Raw genomic sequence first — 8,117 nt, 5'->3', positions numbered from 1 at the left:
GACCCGTTGGATCGCCGGACACTGCGCCCAGAGCGGCCACGAACTGTATGAGCAGACCGTCCGCGCCCTCGTCCGTGCCGAGCCTGGCGCATGGCAGTGAAGTCCCCGAGGGTGACACCACGCCAGCGGCAGCGCGACCGCGCGGCCCGAGCCCTTGACGGCAGTAGCGACGGCAACACCCACGGATTCCCCCGCACAACCACGGACATCAGCGGAACCCGAAACGGGCGCTGACCTGCAAAGAAGCAGGTAGAAGGTGTCCGCGTAGCACACGTACTATGTGCTGGCGGGGGTTACGCCGGTCCTCGTTCACAACTGCGGGACTGGGGCCGTCTCGGATAAGGTGATGGATGAACATATCCTCCCGAGGCATGACGCGAATCATGCGGACTCCTGGAAATGGGCGGAGAAGTCAAAATTCGAGGACTGGGTTACGCCAGACCATATCCGCAACTGGTCCAAGCTGGCGATGAGAAAGCCGATGGATAACATGAACCTCGGCACCGGTTCCGCCCACCGCCACATTCTCGACATTAGAAGCCGTCACCCGATCGGCTACGACGCGGACGGGAACGATCTGTTCTCGGTTGCGGTATGGGTGCGGAACGGTGCGGTCGAGAGTGTTCACCCGAACTGACGAGGTGGTGGCTGATGATCAATGCCCAGGTACGCACGGAGAGCGGCGAAATCGTGCTACGTGGATCTTGCGGACTGGATTGGATGGAAACCGTCCAGCGCATTGATGAAGACAAATTTCCGCTCTTGAGCAGCCTGCTGCCTTACGCGGATACAATGTTCAATTCGCGACAGGTCGAGAGGCTTCGACGGGAAATCGCTCACCAGTCTGTCCGCGAGATTATTGGGCAGGATTCAGTAGTGGAGATCGAAAGGCTCTGTCTGCAGGTGGAGAATGGATCACATCTCTATCTGTGGTTTCTGGGAGACTAGTGTGTGAGTGCTGCAGCTACGCGTAGCTGCAGCAAACTGGAAGCCCCGTCGGGTGTGTCCCGGCGGGGCTTCTGTGTGGGGTGACGGCAGTAGTTGAAGGCAACGTCAGTGGACGAGGGCGGCTGGTGCTGGCGGGTCGTCGCCGTCGCCGCTGGCTGTCTCGGTGGTCTCTGGGCTGCCGAGCGCGGTGCCGAGGGTGTCGATGGCGTCTCGCTGGAGGCGGAGTCGGACGTGGGCGTAGATGGTAGCGGTGACGCCGATGTGGGCGTGGCCGAGGAGTTCCTTGATCACGACAAGGTCGACGCCCTACTCCAGGAGCAGGGTGGCGGTCGAGTGCCGTAGGTCGTGAAAACGGAGATGACAGTTCCTGCTCGGCCGCCAACAGCTTCGTGCCCGGTACGAAGGTCCTGATGGCCGACGGCACCACCAAACCGATCGAACAGGTCAAGACCGGCGACCAGGTCATCGCGACCGACCCCGAGACCGGCGAGAGCCGGGTGGAGACGGTCACCGCGGAGATCACGGGCGAGGGCCTCAAACACCTCGTCAAGGTCACCATCGACACCGACGGCGACCACGGCACGGAAACCGCCCAGATCACCGCCACCGACGGCCACCCCTTCTGGGTCCCCCAACTCCGCCAATGGATCGACGCCACCGACCTGAACACCGGCCAATGGCTCCAGACCAGCGCGGGCACCCACGTCCAGATCACCGCAATCACCCGCCGGACCAGCCACAGCACCACCGTCCACAACCTCACCATCAGCGACCTCCACACCTACCATGCGCTGGCAGGGGCCACGCCAGTCCTGGTGCATAACACTTGCGGTCGCGTCTTCGCGGTGGATTCTTCGGGTGAAGCGACTGCTCTTCCGGTGCATGAGATTGATTCATCTGCCTATCCGGGAGTCGCGGATAACTTCACTAATGCGCTCGCTAACGGAGAGAGTCCGATAGTAACGCGCATGACAGGTCGTTCGGCTATTCGAGCGAATCGAAACGCCGCACAAGCCGGGGCTCCCCGTCCGGGTATCCTTGCGGCTGGCATGTCCTGGGAAGAGTTCCCATTCGCGTCCACGTATGAGGGTGGGTCTGGTGCAACACTCCGGCTTATTCCACGAAACGAGAATGTGGCTCATGGGCGAGACTCGTTGTGGCCATTCCTCAAAGACAACGGCATCAATGGTGGGGACCAGTACTATGTGCGTAGGCAATGAGGGACGGGAGCGTTAGGGATGTTGTCGATAGAGCTTGAAGCCCTAGTGGAGCGGCTCGAAGAGCTGGCCCGGCCCGTCATCCCCTGGCTGGTGCCAGGCGTCGATGACCGTCAGGTCCAGGCTACGGTGGGCGTGCTCCCCCCGGATGAGGTGACTACCTGGTTCGGGTGGTGCAATGGCGTTGAGCTCCACGAGGGTCAGACTCAAGACGACGTCAACGTAATCCCGGGTTACGCGCCGATCTCCCTGCGCGAGGCGATGGAAGCGAAGTTGGCCTATTCCGGAGATCCCGTCTTGGGAGATCATTGGGTGCCTATCCTTGCTGGCGCAAGTGGAGACATCTACGCTGCCGTATGGCAGCCAGGGAAGCCGGTGCAGGTGGCAGGGGTTCTCGTTGGAGAGGCCACGGAAATTGAATTTGCGAGTGTTGAGCAGATGGTGAATGTATTCAACGAGTGTTACCGCCGAGGGGCATTCTTCGTTGATAGCCAGCGCCACCTTGCGATGGATCCAGACATCTACGACGAGGTGCGCGACGGGATCGTTCGGTAGCTCCCCGTGAAGGATCTCGATAGGCTTCAGTGATTAACCCAGTGGCCCCACCGGATTTGTTTTCGGTGGGGCCACCGTGGTGTGCAAGGAGGGTCTGACGGCAGTAGTTGACGGCAACGTCAGCGGACGGGGGCTGCGCAGAGGGGTGGTTCGTCGCCGTCGTCGGGCTTGCTGGTGGTCTCGGTGGGGTTGCGGAGGGCGTGGCTGAGGAGGTCGATGGCGTCGCATTGGAGGCGGAGTCGGACGTGGGCGTAGACGGTGGCGGTGACGCCGATGTGGGCGTGGCCCAACAGCTCCTTGATCACGACGAGTTCGACGCCCTGCTCCAGCAGGAGGGTCGTCGCCGAGTGGCGGAGGTCGTGGAACCGGATGCGGCGGAGCCTGGCCCGGTTGAGCAGGGTGTTGAAGTGCCTGGTGAGGGTGGCGCCCTCGATCGGGGAGCCATTGGGCCGGGTGAAGACGTAGCCGCTCGCCTTCCAGCCCGTCCCCGCTGCTTTGCGTTCCTGGCGCTGCCGTTCGCGGTGCTGTTCGAGGGAGTGCCCGTCTTCGGGCCGGTCACCGTCGCGGTCAAGGCACTCGAAGATTCCCTGGTCGTCGGCGACGCCCGCGCCGTGGTGCGCAAGGCAGGCGAGCAGGAGGAGTTGTCGCCCAAGGCGTGGAAACGCCTGGGCAGGCCCAGCACCAACGACGGGAACCGCTTCACCCTCGATGTGGCGCGCGCCCACACCCGGACCGGCGACCTGTCCGCCGCCATGGACGAGTTGACCCGTGCCAGGGAAGCCGCACCGCAGTGGCTGCGGCACCAGAACGGGGCCGCCAAGACCATGCGGGAGATCCTCGGCAAGCGCAAACGCACCCTCACGACGGAGATGCGAGAGATGGCCGACTACCTGGGCGCCATCGGGTAGCTACCAGACAGCGTGGCAGTTCGTGAACCACGAGTCGCGAACTGCCATGACTCTCACCTGGGGTGACGGTCAGTCAGTACCTACGGTCGGTGTGTCCACCATCAGTGACCCAGGCCGGGGGTGCCCAGTGAGCCAGCCCAGAAGCGATGCCGACCGCATGCGTCGCAGAGAGTTGTACGACGCCGCGTCGGGTGGAGGAGGTCCCCGCTTATTGCCGTGGACCAGCCCGGAGGGGAAGCCCTGCTACCTGAGCACCGATGGCCGGGGCTACCTCTCTACCCTCGCCGACAGCATCGAGGCGGTGCAGCTTGGCATGGGCCAGGAGCTGCTGGAGTACGCCCGAGAAGCCACGGCTCCCGGAGCGCCAACTTTGTCGGCTACCGAATACCGTTGGCTGGCCTGCCGATTGACCGAGGCCCTGGCGGACGCGCTCCGAGTAGCCGACTCGCGCGGGCAGCGCCTCCCGGACCCGGAAGAGGAAGAGGTGGACGAGGGTGCCTGACCCTGCGGACACCGACGCACCGGTCCGCGACTCCGCACGGGGACGCTACCGATTCCGCGAGTACCACGTGACCACCGTCCCCGACCCCCTGGCACTACCGGCCTTCACGGCGCTCTGCGTCACCGGCGAGGAACACAACTGCGGTGCCACATCCGGCACCCTGCACACCCCCGACGAGCTGACGCGCTGGATCGCCGGACACTGCGCCCAGACCGGCCACCAGCACTACGAGCAGACCGTCCGAGCCATACTCCGCGCCGAGCCCCGCGCGTGGCAGTAAAGTCCCCCTGCGCCGACACCCCGCCAGCGGCAGCACCGCCGTACGCCCCGCGCTCCTGACGGCAGTAGCGACGGCAACACCCACGGATTCCCGCGCACAATCACGGACACCAGCGGAACCCGAAACCGCCGCTGATCTGCGAATACGCAGATAGAGAGGGGCCGCGCAGCACACGTACCATGCGCTGGCAGGGGCCACGCCAGTCCTGGTTCACAATTGCGGCGAGGTGGCAGTCGACACGAATGCGGTGACGGATGCCCTCTCGGGCGCAAGGACCGCTGAAGTAGATGCCGCCTTGGCGGGGCGTGCCCCGGTGCTTTCGCCGACTGCTCATCGCGAACTACTCGAAGGTGGACACTCGGCAAATGCCATTGGTAGCTGGTTGTCGGAGCGGGGAGGACGCATGGGACCGGCTTCCACCAGCGAAGGCGTTGCTTCGCTCCAGGCTCGCCTCAGGGGCATGTGGAAGGGCAAGTCCTTCAATCCGATGATTGCCGACGACGATGCTTCGGTCTTGCATTCGGCGATACAGGATGGATTGTCGATCATCACAAACGACAAGAGATTCTATAAAAATATCGAAAGGCTCGGATATTCGAGTGAGCGATATTAGTTGATCATACAGTTTGGGGTGCCCCGTGCTTGCTGGCTTGCGGGGCGCCCCAGACCGGGTAAACAGGCTGGTAGAAGGTGGCCACATGCGTGAAGATGAACTCGAGGAGATCGAGGAGTTGTGCTCTGCGGCCACTCCGGCGCCTTGGTTTGTTAGGACCTTGGACGATGACTCCGCCATGAATCTTGTGGCGGTGAGCACGGCTCCAGACACTGGTGCTGCCGAGAGGTGGCCGAACTTTGATCATCGAGACATGATTGCCGCAACTTTGGTTCAGCATCCGCGATACGTCGATTCTGGCGACGAACGCTGGGACGAGAACGCGGCCTTCATCGCAATGGCCCGGGAGGCTGTGCCGCGCCTTGTGGAAGAGGTTAGACGTCTCCGGGCCCTGCTTGCGGGTGAGGGGATCGGTCAATGATGGGCCATTCGGGCTTCCAGGTTAATCGCGAAACCGGGGTCTGAATTCCGTCTTCTCGTTGGCCTGAATGTACGGACGGCTAACCAAAGAGTGCGCAAGAAAGCAGCCCCCGCCATTTTTTCCGGAGAGGGCTGCTGCGGCTTTTCGGGGCGGTCTGACGGCAGTAGTTGACGGCAACGTCAGCGGACGATGGCTCCGCACGGCGGCGGTTCGTAGCCGTCGTTGCGGGCCGGCTCGTCGTTGGCGGGGCCGTCCAGGGCGGTGCTGAGCGTGTCGATGGCCTCTCGTTGGAGGCGGAGTCGGACGTGGGCGTAGATGGTGGCGGTGACGCCGATGTGGGCGTGGCCGAGGAGTTCCTTGATGACGACGAGCTCAACGCCTTGTTCCAGGAGCAGGGTGGCGGTGGAGTGGCGTAGGTCGTGGAAGTGGATGTGGCGGAGGCCGGCCTTGCGACGGAGCGGGGGGGTGGGGTGAGGGTGGTCGGGTCGATCGGTCCGCCCTGCACCGTGGTGAACACGTGCCCGCTGCGCTGCCACGCGGTGCCTGCTGCCTCGCGCTCGCGCTGCTGCTGTTCGTGGTGGAGCTTCAGTGACTGGACGCAGCTGGCGGGGAGGGCGATGCGGCGTTCGGAAGCGCGGGTATTGGTGGGTGGCGTGGTGAGTCCGCCTGCGGTGGTGCGCTGCAAGGTGCGGCGGAGGCAGCACTGCTCGTTCGAGGTCGAGGTCTTCCTCTGGGAGGCCGAGGAGTCGCTGTAGCGGGTCCGGTGTGGGGGGCCAGTTCGAACAGTGGTGTGGAGCTGGTGTCCACGCACGGCTGTGAGGGACTGGCGGGCCTCCTCAGCGGTGAGGGGTTCGAAGCGGCGGAGCTGTGGTGTGTCGGTGCGGATGTTACGGGCGACGTTGCGCGGGGTCTCCTCCTCGCGGACTGTGTGCTCCGGGGCGGACTTGAGCACGCAGTGGACGTAGGCCGGTTCCGGCAAGGCCGACGGGGGCGGCTCGTGTACGAGTAACAGCTTCGTGCCCGGTACGAAGGTCCTGATGGCCGACGGCACCACCAAGCCGATCGAACAGGTCAAGGCCGGCGACCAGGTCATCGCGACCGACCCGGAGACCGGCGAGAGCCGGGTGGAGACGGTCACTGCGGAGATCACGGGCGAGGGCCTCAAACACCTCGTCAAGGTCACCATTGACACCGACGGCGACCACGGCACGGAAACCGCCGAGATCACCGCCACCGACGGCCACCCCTTCTGGGTCCCCGAACTCCGCCAATGGATCGACGCCACCGACCTGAACACCGGCCAATGGCTCCAGACCAGCGCGGGCACCCACGTCCAGATCACCGCAATCACCCGCCGGACCAGCCACAGCACCACCGTCCACAACCTCACCGTCGGTGACCTCCACACGTACTATGTGCTGGCGGGGCAGACTCCGGTTCTTGTGCACAACAGTAGTTGCCCCACGAGTGCTGCGAATGGAGAGAAACTTCGTAGGCAGCTCGCGGAGGAGGCTGGTCAACTTCCAGGTATTCGCTCGGCAGATGACATCTTCGATACTCCGTCTGCCCTCAGGGGTGGCGTAACGCCCGATCAGGTCAAGCCGTTCTTTGCGGGTAAGTCAGGATGGCGTGAAGAAGGCTTGGGGCGCGGCAAGAATGCTGGAGGTGGATGGGTGATTCGCGAATACACGGGTCGAGGAGATCCGACCGGGCGGATGCTCAGGTGGAATCCTGGCGGTGGCCATCACGGCGAGGGCGCCTACTGGAGAGTCGTGGGCCCTGAAGGAGATCTGGGAGGGATCATTCGATGACCGGGGAGCGAAAGCTGACCGACTTTCGGCGGTGGGCTCTCTCCGTGTTGGACCTGCTCAGCGCAGAACCCGATCGTCAAGCTGCATATTTGCAGGCGTCAGGAGTGGGGGTCGATGAGATCTTGCTTCAGTTCGACGACGTGCTGCATGTAGCTCGCGCCAGAGTGGGCGATTGTTCGCTGAGCCATGAGGAATTTCTCCTGCTTCAGTCGGTCAATGGGCACGCGGATGCTGTGAGTGCAGGGCCTGAGTCGATTTGGACTGAGCTCGCGCTCGAAGAGGCGGTCGAATGGCGAGATCTTCGGGCCGCGGCGAGAGCGGCGAAGGCGAGTCTTGAGAGGTCGTGGAGTCAGCATTTCGATAACTCGCCGAAATTCCTCGATGAATGATTCGTGGTGAATCTGCTTCGCATTCTCCAGCGTGAGCAAGAGGCGTTTCGGTAGTTCGCTGAAATAGGCAACAAGTGCCCCCACTGATTCACAGCAGTGGGGGCACTTGAGTCGTTTGACGGCAACGGTGACGGCAACGTCAGCGGACGACGGCTGCGGCGGGTGGGGCGTCAGGGTCGTTATTGGTTGGGCTGAGGGCTGCGCCGAGAGTGTCGATGGCCTGGCGCTGGAGGCGGAGTCGGACGTGGGCGTAGACGCCGGCGGTGACGCCGATGTGGGCGTGGCCGAGGAGTTCCTTGATGACGACGAGGTCGACACCCTGTTCCAGGAGCAGGGTGGCGGTCGAGTGCCTGAGGTCGTGAAAGCGGATGCGGCGAAGTGAACCGTTCCGGGTTCGGTAGAGACCTCAGATTGTGGTTGTGACCTGGGGTTTCTTGGTCGTGAGGTAGTAGTTGGTCTCGTATTCGACGGGC

At 63.5% G+C, this 8,117-nt stretch carries 11 protein-coding genes and 5 pseudogenes; 12 read left to right on the top strand and 4 right to left on the bottom strand.

The features are described from left to right. The first annotated feature begins 346 nt into the window (after positions 1 to 346). Both ACIBAE_RS29505 and ACIBAE_RS29500 read left to right on the top strand, forming a co-directional pair. Entirely contained in the window at positions 347 to 637 is a 291-nt protein-coding gene (locus ACIBAE_RS29505; protein ID WP_250301987.1) for a hypothetical protein, read from the top strand. 14 nt (positions 638 to 651) lie between these two features. After that, positions 652 to 948 (top strand): hypothetical protein, encoded by a 297-nt coding sequence (locus tag ACIBAE_RS29500; protein WP_399291415.1) that lies wholly within the window; start codon positions 652 to 654, stop codon positions 946 to 948. Between the two features lie 105 nt (positions 949 to 1,053). On the opposite strand, the gene ACIBAE_RS29495 is transcribed toward ACIBAE_RS29500, so the two are convergent. Continuing rightward, positions 1,054 to 1,239, bottom strand: coding sequence for a hypothetical protein (locus ACIBAE_RS29495; protein WP_399291412.1), 186 nt, complete (start codon positions 1,237 to 1,239; stop codon positions 1,054 to 1,056). 74 nt (positions 1,240 to 1,313) lie between these two features. On the opposite strand from ACIBAE_RS29495, the pseudogene ACIBAE_RS29490 reads away from it, so the two are divergent. The 3 genes and pseudogenes from ACIBAE_RS29490 to ACIBAE_RS29480 form a co-directional block, all read left to right on the top strand. Continuing rightward, positions 1,314 to 1,781: pseudogene (locus ACIBAE_RS29490) on the top strand (polymorphic toxin-type HINT domain-containing protein); the annotation flags it as partial. 135 nt (positions 1,782 to 1,916) lie between these two features. Further along, positions 1,917 to 2,168, top strand: a complete 252-nt coding sequence (locus ACIBAE_RS29485; protein WP_399291421.1) for a NucA/NucB deoxyribonuclease domain-containing protein — start codon at positions 1,917 to 1,919, stop codon at positions 2,166 to 2,168. 18 nt (positions 2,169 to 2,186) lie between these two features. Continuing rightward, positions 2,187 to 2,720 (top strand): hypothetical protein, encoded by a 534-nt coding sequence (locus tag ACIBAE_RS29480; protein WP_399291409.1) that lies wholly within the window; start codon positions 2,187 to 2,189, stop codon positions 2,718 to 2,720. Between the two features lie 119 nt (positions 2,721 to 2,839). Here ACIBAE_RS29480 and ACIBAE_RS29475 read toward each other — a convergent pair. Continuing rightward, positions 2,840 to 3,256, bottom strand: a pseudogene (locus tag ACIBAE_RS29475) (tyrosine-type recombinase/integrase); the annotation flags it as partial. A 174-nt stretch (positions 3,257 to 3,430) separates the two neighbouring features. Here ACIBAE_RS29475 and ACIBAE_RS29470 point away from each other — a divergent pair. The 5 genes from ACIBAE_RS29470 (at position 3,431) to ACIBAE_RS29450 (ending at position 5,444) form a co-directional block, all read left to right on the top strand. Next, positions 3,431 to 3,628: a hypothetical protein gene (locus ACIBAE_RS29470; RefSeq protein WP_399291406.1), complete on the top strand. Its 198-nt coding sequence runs from the start codon at positions 3,431 to 3,433 to the stop codon at positions 3,626 to 3,628. A 157-nt stretch (positions 3,629 to 3,785) separates the two neighbouring features. After that, the gene (locus ACIBAE_RS29465) at positions 3,786 to 4,130 is read left to right on the top strand and encodes a hypothetical protein (RefSeq protein ID WP_399291418.1); all 345 of its coding nucleotides are present in this window, start codon (positions 3,786 to 3,788) and stop codon (positions 4,128 to 4,130) included. Beyond that, positions 4,123 to 4,410 (top strand): hypothetical protein, encoded by a 288-nt coding sequence (locus tag ACIBAE_RS29460; protein WP_399291403.1) that lies wholly within the window; start codon positions 4,123 to 4,125, stop codon positions 4,408 to 4,410. Before ACIBAE_RS29465 ends, ACIBAE_RS29460 begins: the two co-directional genes overlap by 8 nt. 226 nt (positions 4,411 to 4,636) lie before the next feature. Further along, on the top strand, positions 4,637 to 5,023 hold the full coding sequence (locus ACIBAE_RS29455; protein WP_399291400.1) for a hypothetical protein: 387 nt from the start codon (positions 4,637 to 4,639) through the stop codon (positions 5,021 to 5,023). Between the two features lie 85 nt (positions 5,024 to 5,108). Continuing rightward, positions 5,109 to 5,444: a hypothetical protein gene (locus ACIBAE_RS29450; RefSeq protein WP_399291398.1), complete on the top strand. Its 336-nt coding sequence runs from the start codon at positions 5,109 to 5,111 to the stop codon at positions 5,442 to 5,444. Positions 5,445 to 5,623: 179 nt separating this feature from the next. Here ACIBAE_RS29450 and ACIBAE_RS29445 read toward each other — a convergent pair. Then, a pseudogene (locus ACIBAE_RS29445) lies at positions 5,624 to 6,408 on the bottom strand (tyrosine-type recombinase/integrase); the annotation flags it as partial. Positions 6,409 to 6,412: 4 nt separating this feature from the next. Between ACIBAE_RS29445 and ACIBAE_RS29440 the strand changes: the two are divergent. Next, positions 6,413 to 7,255 (top strand): annotated as a pseudogene (locus tag ACIBAE_RS29440) (polymorphic toxin-type HINT domain-containing protein); the annotation flags it as partial. A 44-nt stretch (positions 7,256 to 7,299) separates the two neighbouring features. Then, on the top strand, positions 7,300 to 7,644 hold the full coding sequence (locus ACIBAE_RS29435) for a hypothetical protein (protein WP_399291395.1): 345 nt from the start codon (positions 7,300 to 7,302) through the stop codon (positions 7,642 to 7,644). A gap of 139 nt (positions 7,645 to 7,783) precedes the next feature. Here ACIBAE_RS29435 and ACIBAE_RS29430 read toward each other — a convergent pair. After that, a pseudogene (locus ACIBAE_RS29430) lies at positions 7,784 to 8,023 on the bottom strand (tyrosine-type recombinase/integrase); the annotation flags it as partial. Positions 8,024 to 8,117: the final 94 nt, after the last annotated feature.

Origin of the sequence: Streptomyces sp. NPDC051569 (genome assembly GCF_044454085.1) — a bacterium.
In the GTDB taxonomy this organism is placed as follows: Bacteria; Actinomycetota; Actinomycetes; order Streptomycetales; family Streptomycetaceae; genus Streptomyces.
Note: the sequence above shows the minus strand (reverse complement) of the source record. Positions and strands in the feature narration are given on the sequence as shown.

Excerpts from the sequence above, each read along its gene's own strand:
- ACIBAE_RS29465 (WP_399291418.1), top strand. The coding sequence starts at position 3,786 with ATGCGTCGCAGAGAGTTGTACGACGCCGCGTCGGGTGGAGGAGGTCCC.
- ACIBAE_RS29500 (WP_399291415.1), top strand. The coding sequence starts at position 652 with ATGATCAATGCCCAGGTACGCACGGAGAGCGGCGAAATCGTGCTACGT.
- ACIBAE_RS29485 (WP_399291421.1), top strand. The coding sequence starts at position 1,917 with ATGACAGGTCGTTCGGCTATTCGAGCGAATCGAAACGCCGCACAAGCC.
- ACIBAE_RS29505 (WP_250301987.1), top strand. The coding sequence starts at position 347 with ATGGATGAACATATCCTCCCGAGGCATGACGCGAATCATGCGGACTCC.
- ACIBAE_RS29450 (WP_399291398.1), top strand. The coding sequence starts at position 5,109 with ATGCGTGAAGATGAACTCGAGGAGATCGAGGAGTTGTGCTCTGCGGCC.
- ACIBAE_RS29480 (WP_399291409.1), top strand. The coding sequence starts at position 2,187 with ATGTTGTCGATAGAGCTTGAAGCCCTAGTGGAGCGGCTCGAAGAGCTG.